General features: G+C 71.6%; 11 protein-coding genes. 4 read left to right on the top strand and 7 right to left on the bottom strand.

Going from position 1 to position 15,621, the window contains the following annotated elements:
* Nucleotides 1-3: 3 nt before the first annotated feature.
* Nucleotides 4-780 carry an SDR family NAD(P)-dependent oxidoreductase gene (locus ACXET9_RS09640; protein ID WP_457886364.1) on the bottom strand — a complete coding sequence of 259 codons (777 nt, stop codon included), beginning with the start codon at nucleotides 778-780 and terminating at the stop codon, nucleotides 4-6.
* A 149-nt stretch (nucleotides 781-929) separates the two neighbouring features.
* Here ACXET9_RS09640 and ACXET9_RS09635 point away from each other — a divergent pair, with 149 nt between their 5' ends.
* Together ACXET9_RS09635 and ACXET9_RS09630 are read left to right on the top strand one after the other, a co-directional pair.
* Nucleotides 930-3,335, top strand: coding sequence for an HAD-IB family hydrolase (locus ACXET9_RS09635; RefSeq protein WP_457886363.1), 2,406 nt, complete (start codon nucleotides 930-932; stop codon nucleotides 3,333-3,335).
* Nucleotides 3,332-4,987 (top strand): YibE/F family protein, encoded by a 1,656-nt coding sequence (locus tag ACXET9_RS09630; protein ID WP_457886362.1) that lies wholly within the window; start codon nucleotides 3,332-3,334, stop codon nucleotides 4,985-4,987. The genes ACXET9_RS09635 and ACXET9_RS09630 overlap by 4 nt, the downstream gene beginning before the upstream one ends.
* A gap of 63 nt (nucleotides 4,988-5,050) precedes the next feature.
* Here the strand turns inward: ACXET9_RS09630 and ACXET9_RS09625 are convergent, their stop codons facing one another.
* The 5 genes from ACXET9_RS09625 to ACXET9_RS09605 form a co-directional block, all read right to left on the bottom strand.
* Nucleotides 5,051-5,893: an amino acid ABC transporter ATP-binding protein gene (locus ACXET9_RS09625; protein WP_457886591.1), complete on the bottom strand. Its 843-nt coding sequence runs from the start codon at nucleotides 5,891-5,893 to the stop codon at nucleotides 5,051-5,053.
* Between the two features lie 2 nt (nucleotides 5,894-5,895).
* Nucleotides 5,896-6,912: an amino acid ABC transporter permease gene (locus ACXET9_RS09620; RefSeq protein WP_457886361.1), complete on the bottom strand. Its 1,017-nt coding sequence runs from the start codon at nucleotides 6,910-6,912 to the stop codon at nucleotides 5,896-5,898.
* A complete protein-coding gene (locus tag ACXET9_RS09615; protein ID WP_457886359.1) occupies nucleotides 6,909-7,844 on the bottom strand; it encodes an ABC transporter substrate-binding protein in 936 nt (311 codons plus the stop codon). The genes ACXET9_RS09620 and ACXET9_RS09615 overlap by 4 nt, the downstream gene beginning before the upstream one ends.
* Before the next feature lie 102 nt (nucleotides 7,845-7,946).
* Nucleotides 7,947-9,974 (bottom strand): ABC transporter ATP-binding protein, encoded by a 2,028-nt coding sequence (locus tag ACXET9_RS09610; protein WP_457886590.1) that lies wholly within the window; start codon nucleotides 9,972-9,974, stop codon nucleotides 7,947-7,949.
* A gap of 128 nt (nucleotides 9,975-10,102) precedes the next feature.
* Nucleotides 10,103-11,839: an ABC transporter ATP-binding protein gene (locus ACXET9_RS09605; RefSeq protein ID WP_457886358.1), complete on the bottom strand. Its 1,737-nt coding sequence runs from the start codon at nucleotides 11,837-11,839 to the stop codon at nucleotides 10,103-10,105.
* Nucleotides 11,840-12,412: 573 nt separating this feature from the next.
* Between ACXET9_RS09605 and ACXET9_RS09600 the strand changes: the two genes are divergently transcribed.
* Nucleotides 12,413-13,075: a DUF6318 family protein gene (locus tag ACXET9_RS09600; protein ID WP_457886357.1), complete on the top strand. Its 663-nt coding sequence runs from the start codon at nucleotides 12,413-12,415 to the stop codon at nucleotides 13,073-13,075.
* A gap of 559 nt (nucleotides 13,076-13,634) precedes the next feature.
* On the top strand, nucleotides 13,635-14,786 hold the full coding sequence (locus ACXET9_RS09595) for a hypothetical protein (RefSeq protein WP_457886356.1): 1,152 nt from the start codon (nucleotides 13,635-13,637) through the stop codon (nucleotides 14,784-14,786).
* Between the two features lie 75 nt (nucleotides 14,787-14,861).
* Here the strand turns inward: ACXET9_RS09595 and ACXET9_RS09590 are convergent, their stop codons facing one another.
* Nucleotides 14,862-15,578 (bottom strand): class I SAM-dependent methyltransferase, encoded by a 717-nt coding sequence (locus ACXET9_RS09590; RefSeq protein WP_457886355.1) that lies wholly within the window; start codon nucleotides 15,576-15,578, stop codon nucleotides 14,862-14,864.
* Nucleotides 15,579-15,621 lie beyond the last annotated feature (43 nt).

Here is a 15,621-nt window from a genome sequence, read left to right as displayed (position 1 = left end):
GCCTCAGCGCTCCTTGCTCCGACGGTGGCTCAGCAGGGCGCTCAGCCGCGCGACCACGCCGCGCGGGGTGGTGCGGAGCACCGCGGAGATGATCTTCCAGCGCAGGCTCGGGATGCTGACGGGGCGGCCCTTGGCCACATCCCGCAGGCACTCCTCGACGAGCTTGTCGGCGTCGAGCCAGAGCACCCCGGGGATCGAGGACCCCTTGATGCCGGCGCGCGAGTGGAACTCGGTGCGCACCCAGCCCGGCATGAGCGCCGTGACGTTCACGCCCGTGCCCGCGAGCTGCACGCCGAGGGACTCCGAGTAGTTGGCGACCCACGCCTTGATGGCCGAGTAGTTGTTCTGTGTGACGAGCGAGCTGACGGACGCGACGTTGACGATCCAGCCGCGCCCACGGGAGGCGAAGCCGCGTCCGGCCGCCCCGCCGAGCTTGAGGACCGCGCGGATCATGACCTCGAAGCCGAGGTCATGCTGCGTCAGGTCCTCGTCGAGCAGGCTCGCCCGCACCGAGAACCCGGCATTGTTGATGAAGACGTCGACGGGGTCGACGTCGGCCTCCAGCCGGTCGGCGACGCGCTGCTGCGCGGCACGATCGGAGAGGTCCGCGACGACGGTCTCGACCTCGACGCCGTAGCTGCGGCGGAGGTCCTCGGCGGTCGCGGTCAGACGCTCCTCGTCGCGCGCGACGAGGACGAGCGCCGTGCCGCGCGAGGCGAATGCTCGTGCGAAGGCGGCCCCGATGCCCGCGGTGCCGCCAGTGATCAGGGCCCTATGCATGGCGGCTACGATACACTAGCGCCGCCCTGCCCAGCGCACGCATGACCTGCGTCGATACCTGCGACGACAGCCCGCGTCGATGTGGCCGGCGACACCCCGCCGCCCTTTCCGCCGCTGCCCGCCGCTGCACCGAACAACCGAGGGAATCCATGACCAGCACCTCGTCCTCCTCCCCTTCCGCAGGCGCCTCCGCGAGCACCCCCTCGCAGGCCGCCGCGGATGTCGCCGACGCCGTCGCCCAGGCCTACGCCGGGTCCGCGGCCGCCGGCTCGGCCGCGCCCCGGGGCGCGCAGACGCGGAGGATCCTGCTGACGGGCGTCACCGGCTTCCTCGGCCAGGCTGTCCTGCGCTCCCTGCTCGAGACCGACGAGACCGTCCGCGTCACCGCCGTCGTGCGCCCCAAGGGCTCGGTCACGGGCCGCAAGCGCCTCGAGGGCCTGCTGCGCAAGCCCGTCTTCGCCAGCTGGGCCGACGAGATCGACAAGGCCTCGGCCGAGAGCGCCGCCGACGGCGCACGGGTCAGCGGCAAGGAGCGCGTCCAGGAGATCTTCGACGCCCGCGTCGACGTCCTCGAGGGCGACCTCACCGACATGCCCGCGATCACCGAGCCCCTCGACGTGGTCATCCACTCGGCGTCGTCGGTCTCCTTCGACCCGCCGATCGACGAGGCCTTCCGCACCAACGTCGGCGGCGCCCGGAACCTGTACCAGGCGCTCCTGGACTCCGGGCAGGACCCGCACGTCATCCACGTCTCCACCGCCTATGTCGGCGGCATCTCCAAGGGCCTGCGCCGCGAGGGCTCCCTCGAGGCCCAGGTCGATTGGGAGGCCGAGTACCGGGCCGCGCAGGACGCCCGCGTCCGCGTCGAGGCGGAGTCCCGTCGGCCGGAGACCCTGCGCACGCAGATCCGCGCCGCGAAGGTGCGCCACGGCCGGATGGGCCCGAAGGCCGTCGCCGCGGCCGCCGAGGAGGCCCGCCGCGCCTGGGTCGACGAGCGCCTGATCGACTTCGGCCGCACCCGCGCCCAGTCCGTCGGCTGGACCGACATCTACACCTTCACCAAGGCGATGGCCGAGCAGGTCGCCGAGCAGATGTGGGCGGGCAACGGCCACCGCGTCTCCTTCGTGCGCCCCTCGATCATCGAGTCCGCGATGGTCACGCCGTATCCGGGCTGGATCGACGGCTACAAGGTCGCCGACCCGCTGATCATGGCCTACGGCCGCGGCGCGCTGCCGGAGTTCCCGGGCCTGGCCGATTCGATCCTCGACGTGATCCCCGTGGACTACGTCGTCAACGTGATCGTCGCCCTCGCCACGCAGGAGGTCTCCCGCCGCGGCGAGGACGCCTACTTCCAGGTGGTCTCCGGCGCGTCGAACCCGCTGCCGCTGCACGAGATGTTCTCCGCGGTCCACGACTACTTCGTCGAGCATCCGCTCGAGGACGACAAGGGCCGGCCGATCCGCGTGCCCGAGTGGACCTTCCCGGCCGTCGAGATGGTCGAGCAGCGGTTCCGCGTCAAGGAGCTCTCGGCCAAGCTGGGCTCCTCCGCGGTCGCCTACCTGCCGGCCACGCGCCGCACCCGCGAGTGGACCTCGAGCCTGCACAAGGCCACCTCCGGGCTGACCCTGCTGCGCAAGTACATCGAGCTGTACCGCCAGTACACGAAGACCGAGATGGTCTTCGACGACGCCAACACCCGCGCCCTGCGCGAGGAGCTGCCGGCGGAGTTCCTCGCCGGCCACGACTTCGACGTCACCAGCATCGACTGGCGCGAGTACTTCCAGGAGCAGCACCTCCCGGCGGTCACCGACCTCACCAAGGCGTACTCGCGGGCGAAGTCGGCGCAGAAGCGCCGCACCTCGCGTCCCGCCCCGGAGCTCAAGGCCGCCGAGGGCGCGCTCGCGATCTTCGACCTCGACGGCACGGTCATCGCGACCAACATCGTCCAGCAGTACTTCGCGGTCGTCCGCGCGACCCGCCCGCGCCGCACCTGGCCCCGCGAGATCGGCGGCCTGCTGGCCTCCGTCCCCGGCTACCTGCGCGCCGACCAGCGCGACCGCTCCGAACTGATCCGCCTGGTCAACCGCCGGTACAAGGGCTTCCGGGCCGACGAGCTGCGCACGCTCATGAACGCCCGCGACGGCGAGCTCGGCCGGCGCATCCGCGCCTCCATCCGCCCCGAGGCCCTCGAGGTCATCGAGCGCCACCGCGCCGCGGGCCACCGCACCGTCCTGGTCACGGGCGCCCTCGACGTCCTCGTCGAGCCGCTCGCCGATCTCTTCGACGACGTCGTGGCGACGCAGATGGACACCGGCGCCGACGGCGTCCTGTCCGGCTACCTCGCCACTCCGCCGGTCGTCGACGAGGCCCGCGCGAACTGGCTCGCCAAGTACGCGGCCTCCCACGGCGCCGACCTCGCGGCCTCCTACGGCTACGGCGACTCCCACGCCGATGCCGCCTGGCTCGACCTCGTCGGCCACGCGACCGCGATCTCCCCCGACCTCGGCCTGTACGCGGTCGCCAAGAAGAAGCGCTGGCAGATCGCCGAGTGGTGAGCCACGGCGGGCACTCGCACGCCGGCCACTCCCACGAGGGAGGCACGGCGGACGATCTGACCCGTCGGGGCCGCATCGCGCTGTTTGCGCTCGTCGGCGCGCTCCTCCTCGCGACGATCGCCGGGATCCTCCTGCTGCTCCCGGGCGCGGAGCGGAGCGTCGAGCGCACCGCCTTCCTCGCGCCCGGGGTCGAGATCGTCCCCGTGACCGTGACCGTCGTCGACCTCGACGGCCGGCCCACCGAGCAGGTCGCGATCGAGGGCGAGGCGCGCTCGGGCGATCTCGAGGGCCGCACCGTCCAGGTCGAGGTGCCGCCCGAGGTCGCCGCCGACGGGATCCAGGTCGGCGACCGGATCCGCGCCCTGTCGGTCGCCGTGCCGACGGACGCCGGCGCCGACGGCTCGGACTGGACGGACGAGGAGGGCGCGCTCGAGGCCGACGGCACCACCTCCGACGAGACCGCCTCCGACGAGACCTCCGCCGACGGCTTCTCCGTCGACCCCTCCGCGCCGCTGTACTACTTCGACCATGACCGCGGGCTCCCCCTGGGCCTGCTCGCCATCGCCTATCTGCTGCTGGTCGCGCTGGTCGCCCGGGGCCGCGGCCTGCGGGCGATGGTGGGGCTCGCCGCGGGCGTCGCGATCGTCCTGTGGTTCATGCTGCCGGCGATCCTCGCGGGCGAGAGCCCGATCCTGGTCGCGCTGGTCTCCGCCGCCGCGATGATCTTCCCCAGCGTCTACCTCGCCCACGGGGTGTCGGTGCGCACGAGCACGGCGGTGCTGGGCACCGTCGCCGGCATCGCCGTGACGGTGCTGGTGGCGCTCCTCTGGGCCGGTCCCTCGGGCATGACGGGCTCCCAGGGCGACGCCCCGCTCATGCTCTACGGCGCCCACCCCGAGATGTCCCTCGGCGCGGTGTTCCTCGCGGGCGTGATCATCTCGGGCCTCGGCGCGCTCAACGACGTGACGATCACGCAGGCGTCCTCGGTGTGGGAGCTGCGGCGCGCGATGCCCGGGGCCTCCCGGCTGCGGGTCTTCACCTCCGCGATGCGCATCGGCAGCGACCACATCGCCTCGACGGTCTACACCCTCGCGTACGCGTACATCGGCTCGGCGCTGCCGCTGCTGATGTACGCCTCCACCCTGGACCGCTCGATCCTGGACAGCCTGATCTCCGGCGAGATCGCCGAGGAGGTCTTCCGCACCCTCGTCGCCTCGATGGGCCTCGTCCTCGCGATCCCGCTGACCACGGCGATCGCCGCGGCGCTCGCGTCGCCGCACGCGGCGGCCGCGGGCGCTCCGTCGGCCGGGCCCATGGGCGCTCCGGCGGGCGCGGCCGGCGCGGGGGCGACGGGTGCGGCCGGCGCGGGGGCGACGGGTGCGCCGACGCACGGCGCGTGGATCGGGCCGACCGGGGTGCCGTCGGGCGGGACGGCGGGCTCGTCCTCGGGCGAGAAGCCGGGCGCATCGTCGGCCGAGTCGACGAGCGCCGACGGCGCGGCCGGAACCGGCGCCGGAGCAGTCGCAGAAGGCGACGCCGGATCCGACGGTGCGGCCGGGGCCGAGGAGCCCCGCCCGGTGCGGCACAGCACGCGGCGCGAGCGTCGCGCGCAACGGCAGGCCGAGATCATCGAGCGCCTCTCGCGCTACTGACCGATCGCGCAGCCGACCGCGCCGACGGCGGGCTGGCCGTCTGCGGGCTCGCCGACCGCAGGGTCAGATGACCGAGGCGAGGAACGAGGCCAGGCGCTCGGAGCGGGGATGGTCGATGACGTCCTCGGGGGTGCCCTGCTCGACGATCCGGCCGTCGTCCATGAAGACGACGCGGTCGGCGACCTCGCGCGCGAAGCCCATCTCGTGGGTGACCACGACCATCGTCATGCCGCCCTCGGCGAGCTCCTTCAGCACGGCGAGGACCTCGGCGACGAGCTCGGGGTCGAGCGCGGACGTCGGCTCGTCGAAGAGCATCAGCTCGGGCTCCATGGCGAGGGCGCGGGCGATCGCGACCCGCTGCTGCTGGCCGCCGGAGAGCTCGGACGGGTAATGGTCGGCGCGGTCGGCGAGGCCCACCCGCTCGAGCAGCTCGCGGGCGCTCGCCTCGGCCTCGCGGGCGGAGCGCCCGAGGACCTGCTGCGGCGCCTCCATGACGTTCTGCAGCGCCGTCATGTGCGGGAACAGGTGGAAGCGCTGGAAGACCATGCCGATCCGCGCCCGCTGCGCCGCGATCTGCTTCGGCGAGAGGCGCTGCCAGCGGCCGTCGGGCAGGGGCTCCTCGAGATAGCCCTGGGTGACGCCGTCGACGCGGACGCGCCCGGCCGTCGGATCCTCGAGCTGGTTGATGCAGCGCAGCAGCGTGGACTTGCCGGAGCCCGAGGGGCCGATCAGCACGCACACCTCGCCGTCGGCGACCTCGAGGTCGCAGCCCTTGAGCACATGCAGGTCGCCGAAGGCCTTGTGCACGCCCTCGATCCGGATCCGTGCGCTGCCGGGAGCTCCAGCGGACGCGGCGGCGTCGGACGCGGCGTCGGGCGCGGTCGTCGCAGCGGTCTCGTCGGTCATCATCACAGCTCCACCTCCGGGAGGGAGTCCTTGGGGGTCGTGCCGGCGCGGTTCACGGCGGCCTGGCGGGTGCGGCGCGCGGAGGCGCCGCCGCGGGCGGTGCGCCCGCCCGTCGGACGATCGTCGAAGCCGCGGCCGAAGTAGCGCTCGAGGTAGTGCTGGCCCACCATCAGCACGCTCGTGATCGCGAGGTACCAGAAGGCGGCGACGATCAGCAGCGGGATCGGCGCGTACAGCTTGTTGGCGATCGCGTTGGAGGCGAAGGTGAGGTCGAGCGTGAACGGCACCGCGAGGACCAGCGAGGTCGTCTTCAGCATGCCGATGGTCTCGTTGCCCAGCGGCGGCACGATCACGCGCATGGCCTGCGGGATGATGATGCGCCGCAGGATCTTCCCGTTGCTCATGCCGAGGGCCTTGGACGCCTCGGTCTGCCCCTTGTCCACGGAGTTCAGGCCCGAGCGGATGATCTCGGCGAGGTAGGCGCCCTCGTTGAGCCCGAGGCCGACGACGGCCGCCCAGAAGGCCGGGAAGTAGTCGCGGGTCTCGAAGGCCAGCAGCTCGGGACCGAAGGGGACGCCGATCGCGATCTTCGGGACGATCACCGTGAACAGGCCCCAGAACACCAGCTGCGTGTACACCGGGGTGCCGCGGAAGACGAAGATGTACGCCCAGCTCACGCCCCGCAGGACGGGGTTGTCGCTGCGTCGGGTGATGGCGGCGGCGAGCGCGACGGCCGTGCCGAGCACCATCGACAGCACGGTGATCAGCAGCGTCCAGCCGACGCCCTGGACGACCTTCACGTCGAGGATGTAGGTCGCGACCGTGGCCCAGTCGAAGACCTCGTTAGAGACCAGGAAGTTGGCCAGGCCCAGCACCAGCAGCACGACGATCACGGCGCTGATCCAGGTGCCCGGGCGCGGGCTGCCCTTCGCGCGGATCCGGCCGGGGATGCGGTCGACGCCGTCGGCGGCCGACGAGGCGGGGCCCGACGGGGCGGGGGCGGGAGTCTGTGCGTTCACTGCTGCGGGTCCACTTCCGAGGTCTCGATCATGCCGTTGTCGTTGCCCCAGGCGCCGAGGATCTCGGCCATGGCACCGGTGTCGATGAGGTGCTGCACCGCCTGGCGGATCGCCTCCGCGAGCTCGGGCTGGTCCTTGGCGACGACGATGCCGTTGAGGGCGGAGTCCTCGATCTCGCCGACCTGCTCGAGGGTCCCGCGGGACTGCGCGACCGCATAGGCGACGACCGGGGAGTCCCCGATGAGGACGTCGGCCTTGCCGCCCGCGACGGCGGTCGCGGCGTCGGCGTTGCCGGTGTAGGGCTGGTCGACGATGCCGCTGCCGCCCGCGTCCCGGCATGCCTGGTCGCGCTCGACGACGACGTCGTCCATGTAGGTGCCCACCTGGTGGGCGACGGACGTCCCGCACAGGTCCGGCGGGACGATCCCGTAGGGATTGCCGGTGCGCACCGCGTAGGACATGCCGGCGGAGAAGTAGGAGACCATCGAGACCTGCTCGAGGCGCTCGGGGCTGATGGTGAAGCTCGAGATCCCGACGTCGTACTTCGTGCCGATCGAGGGGATGATCTGCGCGAACACGGCGGACTCGGTGCGGGTGGAGAGCCCCAGCACCTTGCCGATGCCGGCGAGCACGTCCATGTCGAAGCCGACGGCCTCGCCGTCGGAGCCGACGAACTCGCCGGGCGCGTAGTTCAGGGCGGCGCCGTTGACGAGCTCGCCGCGCTCGCGGATCGCGGTGGGCACGAGGGCCGCGATGTCCTCCTGCAGAGTGATGCCGGAGAAGTCGACCTCGGGGATCGCATCACTCTCGGCGTCGAGCCGCTCGGACGCATGCGTGCAGGCGCCGAGCAGCGGGGCCGCGACGGCGGCGCCGAGCACGAGCGGCACGCCGCGGAGCAGGGTGCGGCGACGGGGCTGGAAGACGGTCACCATGGAATGTTATGCATTGTTACGCATGATGACAACCTGGTGTGGTGCAGCTCCTCGACGCCGACGGGCCGGGCCGACCGGCCGGGCCGCCGGGCCGGGCCGGGGTCACATGCCGAGCATCATCCCGCCGGTGGCGGTCGGAACCTCGCCCTCGGGGGCGGCGTCGTCGGGCTGGTCGTCGGCGTCGGGATCGGCTCCCTCGAACTGGGCGCGGTACAGGCGGGCGTAGGCGCCGCCGGCGGCGACCAGCTCGTCGTGGGTGCCCTGCTCGACGATGTCGCCGGCCTCCATCACCAGGATCAGGTCCGCGTCGCGGATGGTGGAGAGACGGTGGGCGATCACGAAGGAGGTGCGGCCCTCGCGCAGACGGTTCATCGCCTGCTGCACGAGCACCTCGGTGCGGGTGTCGACGCTCGAGGTGGCCTCGTCGAGGATCAGCAGGCTGGGCCTTGCGAGGAACGCGCGCGCGATCGTGAGCAGCTGCTTCTCGCCGGCGGACACGTTCGAGGCCTCGGCGTCGAGCACGGTCTCGTAGCCCTCGGGGAGGTGCCGGACGAAGTCGTCGACGTGGGTGGCCTTCGCCGCGGCGATGACCTCCTCGTCGGTCGCGTCGAGGCGGCCGTAGCGGATGTTCTCCATGATCGTCCCGGTGAACAGCCACGTGTCCTGCAGGACCATGCCGGTGCGGGCGCGCAGCTGGGTGCGGGAGAGCTCGCGGATGTCGACGCCGTCGATGGTGATGCGGCCGCCGTCGATCTCGTAGAAGCGCATCACGAGGTTCACGAGGGTCGTCTTGCCGGCGCCCGTCGGCCCGACGATCGCGACCGTGTGGCCCGGGTCCGCGACCAGGGACAGGTCGCGGATGAGCTCGCGGTCGGGGCTGTAGGAGAAGCGCACGTGCTCGAACTGGACGCGGCCCTTGCGGATCGCGTCGGCCGCGCCCGCCCGCTCCGTCTCCGGCTCCTGCTCCTCGGCGTCCAGCAGCTCGAAGACGCGCTCGGCGCTCGCCACGCCCGACTGCAGCATCGTCGCCATCGAGGCGACCTGGCTGAGGGGCTGCGTGAACTGGCGCGAGTACTGGATGAACGCCTGCACGGCGCCCAGCGTCATCGAGCCCGAGACCACCTGCAGTCCGCCGACGATCGCGATCGCCACGTACGACAGGTTCCCGGCGAACATCATCAGCGGCATGATCAGCGAGGACACGAACTGGGCGCCGAAGGACGCCTTGTACATCTCGTCGTTGCGCCGTTCGAAGCTGCGGGAGATCTCCCGGCGGCGCCCGAACACGTTGACCAGCTCGTGGCCCGAGAAGGCCTCCTCGACCTCGGCGTTGACCTTGCCGGTCGCATCCCACTGCGCCTGGAACAGCTTCTGCGAGCGCGAGCCGACGAGGCCCGTGATCAGCAGCGCCAGCGGGATCACGGCGAGCGCGATCAGCGTCAGCTTCCACGACAGCGTGACCATCATGATGACCACGCCGATGATCGTGAGTATCGCGTTGACCAGGCCCGTCAGCGTGTTGATGAGGGTGTTCTGGATGTTGTCGATGTCGTTGGTGACGCGCGAGAGGATCTCGCCGCGGCGCTGGCCGTCGAAGTACCGCAGCGGCAGCCGGTGCAGCTTCTCCTCGACCTCCCGGCGCAGGCGGTACACCATCTTGAAGATGATGACGTTGAGCAGATAGCCCTGCAGCCACTGGAAGAACGACGCCACGATGTAGAGGCCGACGACCATCAGCAGCACCTCGTGGAGGGCCGTGAAGTCGATGCCCTCGCCGGGCGTGAAGTCCATGCCCGAGAGCATGTCGGCGAAGGTGTCCTCGCCCTGCGCGCGCAGCCCGTCGATGACCTCCTGCGGGTCCGCCCCGGCGGGGAGCCCCTTCGAGATCAGCCCCGAGAAGATGATGTCGGTCGCGCGGCCGAGGATCTTCGGTCCGACGACGCTCAGCGCCACCCCGATGATGCCGACCAGGATGCCGAGGATCGCGTACCAGCGGTCGGGCCCGATCTGGCCGAGGAGCCGCTTGGCCGAGGGCCAGAAGGTCTTCGCGCTCTGCCCCGGGCGCAGTCCGCGCTCGGCGTCCTTCTGGGCTGCGATCTCCGCGGCCTCGCCCGCCTCGTCGCCCGCCATCGCGGGCTTCGTGCTCCGGTCGTCCGCGGGGCTGCCGTCCGTGCGGCGGTCGTCCGCGGGGCTGCCGTCCGTGCGGCGGTCGTTCGCGGGGCTGCCGTCCGTGCGGCGGTCGTTCGTGCTCCGGTCGTTCACGCCGGCACCTCCTCAGCGCCCTGCGAGCGGACGATCTCCCGATAGGTCTCGCTGGTCTCCAACAGCTCCGTGTGGGTGCCCGAGCCGACGACGCGGCCATGGTCCAGCACGAGGATCAGATCCGCAGCGGTGATGGTCGAGACGCGCTGCGCGACGATCAGCACGAGCGCATCCCGGGTCTCGGGGGCCAGCGCCGCCCGCAGTTTCGCGTCGGTCGTCAGGTCCAGCGCGCTGAACGAGTCGTCGAAGAGGTAGATCTCCGGACGCGCGACCAGGGCGCGCGCGATGCACAGGCGCTGCCGCTGACCGCCCGAGACGTTCGTTCCGCCCTGCGCGATCGCCGAGTCCAGCCCGTCGGGCATCGCCGCGACGAAGTCGCGGCCCTGGGCGACCGTCAGCGCATGCCAGAGCTCCTCGTCGGTCGCGTCGGGACGGCCGAAGCGGAGGTTCGAGGCGACGGTCCCCGAGAACAGGTACGGCTTCTGCGGCACCAGGCCGATGCGGTCCCACAGCAGCTGCGGGTCCAGCTCGCGCACGTCGACCCCGTCGATCACGACCCGTCCCTCGGTCGCATCGATGAGCCGCGGTACCAGGTTCAGCAGGGTCGTCTTGCCCGAGCCCGTGCCGCCGATGATCGCGACGGTCTGGCCCGCGGTGGCGGTGAAGGAGACGCCGTCGAGCACCGGCGTCTCCGCGCCCGGATAGGTGAAGGTGACGCCCTCGACCCGCAGGTCCCCGCGCCCGACGACCTCCGTGACCCCGTGCTCCGGGACCTCGACCGACGTCGTCGTCGTGAGCACCTCGTCGATGCGCTCGGCCGAGACCATCGCGCGCGGGATCATCATCGTCATGAACGTCGCCATCATGACGGCGATCAGGATCTGGATCAGATACGCGATGAACGCGGTGATCGACCCGACCTCCATGCGCCCGTCGTCGACCATCGGCGCCGCGAACCACAGCACCAGCACGCTCGACGCCTGCAGCAGCAGCATCACGATCGGGTTGATCAGGATCATGATCAGGCCGACGCGCCGGTTCGTGTCCGTCAGCCGCTCGTTGGCGACCTCGTAGCGGGCCCGCTCATGCTCCTCGCGGGTGAAGGCCCGCAGCACCCGGATGCCCGTGATCTGCTCGCGCAGCACCAGGTTGATCGCATCGATGCGCTCCTGCATGACCCGGAACTGCGGCGCCGCCTTCGCGATCAGCAGACCCACCGCCACCAGCATCAGCGGCACCATCACCGCGATCAGCCACGCCAGCCCGGCCTCCTGCCGCAGCGCCAGCACGATGCCGCCGATGCCCGTGATCGGCGCCTGCACCAGGAACTGCATGCCGAAGAAGCCCAGCATCTGCACCTGCTGCACGTCGTTCGTCGACCGCGTGATCAGCGACGGCGTGCCGATCTCGTTCATCTCCCGCGCCGAATACGTCGCCACCTGGTCGAACACGCGGCTGCGCAGGTCACGGCCCATGCCCATCGCGAACCGGGCCGCTGCATAGTTCGCGATGATGACGGCGACGATGTTCCCCAGCGACACCGCGAGCATCCACGCCCCGAGCCGCCAGATGGTGTCGACGTCGCCGACCGCGACGCCGTCGTCGATGATCGACGCGTTCAGCGTCGGCAGGTACAGCGCGGCGAGCACGCCGACCAGCTGGAACACGACGACCACGAGGATCGACGCCCAGTACGGCCTGGCCGATGCGGACAGGAGTCGCAGCAGAGTCACGAGGTTCCTTCGGTCTAGTGCGGGCGGAGCGGGAGTGAGGGGGGCGGGGCGGGAGTGAGGGGGGCGGAGCGGGAGTGAGGGGGGCGGGATATCGGAGCAGGCGCTATCGGAGCGGGCGCTCGGAGCGAGCGCCCGCTGTTGCCGGCTGCGCAGCAGGACGGGGCGGCGAGCGGGCGAGTTGTCGAGCTGCGCGAGTTGGCGAGCTGTGCGAGTTGGCGAGCTGTGCAAGTTGGCGAGCTGCACGACAGGACGGGGCTGCGGCAGCGTGACGAGACGGATCGGCGGCGGTGGCGGGAGTGGTCCGGGCGAGGACGTGTGAATGCCCGGCACGGAAGATTAACCCCGCAAGTCTGCATGTGTCCCGGGACTTCTGCATCCGACGAAGGGCGGACCTTCCATGAGCCCGTCGTCACATGCCCGTCGGGTGTCGAGCGGAGCGCGGGCCCGTCGGGCATCGGGCGTCGGGCGTCGGGCGTCGGGCGTCGGGCGTCGGGCGGAGCGAGCATCCCCCTGCCGCAGAGCGAGGCGGGGCCCGTCGGGCGCCGCCCAGGCGCTCCCTCTACCCTGGGGCCCGTGAGCAGACGCACCCAGCAGATCATCATCGCCATCGTCGCGGCCGCGCTCGTGATCCCCTTCGGCGCGCTCGGCATCGCACAGCTGCTCGGGAACGACGACCAGACGCAGACCGAGTCCGCCGACGGCCGCGCCTCCGTCGACCCCGCCGACCAGCCCGCACGCCCGTCGGTCGCCCTGGCCGACGCACCCGCCGAGATGACCGACCAGTCCGCCGAGGGCGCCGAGTCCCTCGTCGCCTACATGCTCACGACGTACACCTACATGATGACGACCGGCGACACCTCGGTGTGGGAGGCCGGGTCCGACGACAACTGCTCGGTCTGCCAGACCTTCATCTCCAACGCGCAGATCCTCAACGACCAGGGCGGCTACCTCGTCGACGGCGCCTTCACGATCCACTCGACGAGCTTCAGCGGCGCCGGCGACCCGCCCTCGTCCGGCACCGTCACCATCGAGTTCACCGAGGAGCCGGGCATCCTCGTCGACGATCCCACCCTCACCCCTTACGAGCTCGAGGAGATCAACGGCACCATCGAGGCCACCGTCGCCTGGGACGGCACCGCCTGGAAGGTCGGCGACATGACCCTCCTCGACTCCGACTACACCGGCCAGGACTCCACCGCCTCCGACGCCGGCGGCGCGAGCGACGCGGGGCAGTGACGCGGGGGCGTGAGAACGCTCTGCAAGGTGACACGAGGCGCTGAGGGCGCCGTATCCGCGTACTGAGAGCGCCGCGACCTCGAGCTGAGAGCGCCGCATCCGCGTGCTGAGGACGCCGCTTCCTCGAGCAGTGGGCCTCAGCTACCCCTATAGCGCTTCATTTCCGTTGAGGAATGGACACTGCTCCGCTGTGTCGCCTCCTCCGGCTCCGGTAGACACCTCCCCGCGCCGCTGTGCGCACTTGCGGCCCGTCTCCCCTTCGCGAAGCTCGTGAACTGTCCCCCAGCAGTAGCTGAAGCGCTCCACTTCCGGGTGCTCCTGCCCAGTGCTCCGCTCCTGCCAGGGGCTGAGCAGGAGCACGGGCCCGGACCTCGGGCGTGGGCACGGGCACGAGCTCGGGCACGAGCTCGGGCAAGGACTCGGAGTACTCCTCCCCACTGGCTTCCGAGAGGTATGAGCAGGTGGAAGGGGGGCGGACAACGGACGGAAGCGGGGCAGCGCGGACCGGCGTTGTGGATGAGCGGCAGGGTGGCCCGGACGAGTGGGAGAGGCTGTGGCGATGGCCCGTCCTCCCGCCCCGCTGCCCCTCCCGATCAAGCACCGCGTCTTCACGCGCCATGAGGCGCGAGCGCTCGGAGTCAGCGATGCGCGTCTGACGCGGCAGGACGTGGAGCGATGGGGCCCGGGCCTCTACCGACGGGCCGGGAGCACGATCCGCGAGGCGGATGTCGCCTCGGCCATGTCCCGACGGAATCCCGAGGTCACCGTCGTCGGCCTGTCCGCGGCCCGGCTGTACGGGATGCCGCTGCCCGGCCGGCTCGACCAGTGGGGACCGGGCACGGAAGTGCACCTCTCCTGGACGGCGGTGCAGCGCCGCAACCGTCACCGGGATCGGGGGCGGGGAGAGTGGCGACGTGAAGGGGCCGACAGGGCATCCGGCAGCACCCCGGGACGCGCGGCGCTGAGCTGGCGGCGTCTGAGCCTCGGCGATGGCGAGCGTCGGCCGATGCTGATCCTGATCCCCGAGAAGCCCACGTCGCCGGAGCGCGCGCAGATCATCACCGACGCCTCCGGTCCCGGCTGCACCTTCTCCCGGGCCGCGCGCGCGGCATCGCTCGAGGTCACCCTCACGACCCGGGCTCGCACGTGGCGGGATCTCGCCGGTCATCTCGACGAGGAGCAGCTGGTCGCCGTGGCCGACCACCTGCTGCGTCATCCCCGTCCGGAGCTCGAGGACGGACGGATGGAGCCGCACTGCACGCGCGCGGAGCTCGCCGCGCAGTGCACCGGCAGGCACGCTTCGATGCTCAGGTCGGCTCTCGCCCGGGCGCGCGTCGGCGCCGACTCCCCGAAGGAGACCGAGCTGCGCCTGGCGTTCGTCGCCGCTGGCCTGCCCGAGCCGCTGATCAACCGGCCGCTCGTCGGACTCGACGGAGATCTCTTCCACGAGACCGACTTCCAATGGCCGGACCAGCGGATCTGCGCGGAGTACGACGGCCTCGTGCACGAGCGGACGAGCCAGGTGCAGCGGGACATCCAGCGGGAGCGTCGGGCACGTGCCGCGGGCTTCCTGCAGGTGCGGCTGTCGAACCGGGACACCCGCGACGGCTGTCACGCGGCGGTCGAGCAGGTGCGGCGCGTGCTCCTCGGGAGGGGGTGGGTGCCGCCGGAGGGCGGGCATTCGGCGCGGGCGGAGCGGGCCGCCGCGTGACGGTGGGGCGTCGTGTGACGGCGGGATGCCGCGTGACGGCGGGGCGCCGCGTGTCTGCCGGCGCGCGGCCCGCGATCAGCCGGCCCGGAACAGGAAGAGGTCCGTCCGGTAGGGCAGTCCGACGACATCCCCCGGCGCGTGCCCGAGGTGCTCATGGAGATACCAGTCGAGGTTGCCCAGCACCTTCGCACGCGTCGCCTCGCTGGCCGTGATGACATAGCTGCGGGTGCGGGCCAGATCGATGAGGTCCTGCGTCGGCATCGGATCCTCCCAGCGCACCACGATCCGCTCGACCAGCTCGAAGCCCGCGGCGACCGGCGGAGCGAAATCATCCTTCTGCACGTCGCCCGCGTGCATGATCCGCGAGAAGCGGTGCACCCACGGGATCTGCACGTCCATCGTGTTCCATACGAGCGCGAGCACTCCCCCGGGCTTCAGCAGCCGACGCGCCTCCGCGCTCGCGGCCTCGGTGTCGAACCAATGCCATGCCTGCGCCGACGCCACCGCCTCGGCGCACCCGTCCGCGAGCCCCGTCGCCTCCGCGGTCCCGACCACGGTGCGGACGGAACCGCGAGCGCCGCCGGGAACCCCGTCAGGGACAGCGGAATCTCCGAGCACCCGCAGCATCGATTCCGACGGATCCACCGCGATCACCTCGGTGCCCCGCGATGCGAGCGCGAGGGACAGCTTCCCGGTCCCTGCGCCGAGGTCGACGACGACTCGTGAGCCCGCAGCGCGGTCCGCCGACGCACGGTCGCTGTCCGGGAGCGCCGCCACGATCGCCTCGACCACCTCGTCCGGGTACTCGGGACGCAGGCGGTCGTAGTCAGCACCG

It is taken from the genome of Brachybacterium netajii (SeqCode), assembly GCF_054114245.1.
This window is presented reverse-complemented; position numbering and strand designations above follow the sequence as displayed.

Coding starts and splice junctions, on each gene's coding strand:
- ACXET9_RS09640 (WP_457886364.1), bottom strand. CDS start 780: ATGCATAGGGCCCTGATCACTGGCGGCACCGCGGGCATCGGGGCCGCC.
- ACXET9_RS09635 (WP_457886363.1), top strand. CDS start 930: ATGACCAGCACCTCGTCCTCCTCCCCTTCCGCAGGCGCCTCCGCGAGC.
- ACXET9_RS09625 (WP_457886591.1), bottom strand. CDS start 5,893: ATGACCGACGAGACCGCTGCGACGACCGCGCCCGACGCCGCGTCCGAC.
- ACXET9_RS09615 (WP_457886359.1), bottom strand. CDS start 7,844: ATGGTGACCGTCTTCCAGCCCCGTCGCCGCACCCTGCTCCGCGGCGTG.
- ACXET9_RS09610 (WP_457886590.1), bottom strand. CDS start 9,974: ATGGCGGGCGACGAGGCGGGCGAGGCCGCGGAGATCGCAGCCCAGAAG.
- ACXET9_RS09595 (WP_457886356.1), top strand. CDS start 13,635: ATGGCCCGTCCTCCCGCCCCGCTGCCCCTCCCGATCAAGCACCGCGTC.